The sequence below is a fragment of the Micromonospora aridisoli genome (assembly GCF_056150025.1).
Genome location: NZ_JAXCFK010000050.1, coordinates 1 through 741, shown reverse-complemented (window position 1 = coordinate 741; position 741 = coordinate 1). Strand labels below are relative to the sequence as shown.

1 protein-coding gene is annotated in these 741 nt (G+C 66.9%); it reads left to right on the top strand.

The features are described 5' to 3' along the window. Positions 1-22 precede the first annotated feature (22 nt). A partial coding sequence (locus SM447_RS29265) for a non-ribosomal peptide synthetase (protein WP_474576100.1) occupies positions 23-741 on the top strand: 719 nt, incomplete at its 3' end.

The following is a 741-nucleotide window of genomic DNA, read 5'->3' as shown; positions in this document are numbered from 1 at the left end:
GTACGGGCCGACGGAGTCGACGGTGGCGGTGACGATGTCGCGGCCGTTGGTGGTTGGTGAGGTGCCGCATATCGGTGGGCCGGTGGCTAATTCGCGGGTGTATGTGCTGGATGAGGCTTTGCGGCCGGTGCCGGTGGGTGCGGTTGGTGAGTTGTATGTGGCTGGTGCGGGTTTGTCGCGTGGGTACGTGTCTCGGCCTGGGTTGACGGCGGAGCGGTTTGTGGCGTGTCCGTTTGTGGGGGATGGGTCGCGGATGTATCGCACCGGGGATCGGGTGCGGTGGTCGCGTCGTGGGGTGTTGGAGTTTGTGGGGCGGGTCGACGACCAGGTGAAGATTCGGGGGTTCCGGGTCGAGCTGGGTGAGGTCGAGGCGGTGGTGCGGTCGCATCCGTTGGTGGATCAGGCGGTGGTGGTGGTCCGGGAGGATCGGCCTGGGGATCGGCGGTTGGTGGGGTATGTGGTGCCGGTTGCTGGGGGGGTGCTGGATCCGGCGTTGGTGCGGTCGCATGTGGCGGGATTGTTGCCGGGGTACATGGTGCCGGCTGCGGTCGTGGTGTTGGCGGAGTTTCCGTTGTCGGCCAGTACGAAGGTGGATCGGCGGGCGTTGCCGGCGCCCGACTATGGGGCGGCGTCATCGGGTCGGGCCGCTCGTGATCCGCGGGAGCAGTTGTTGTGTGACCTGTTCGCTGAGGTGCTGGGGGTGGACCGGGTCGGCATCGACGACAACTTCTTCGACCTCGG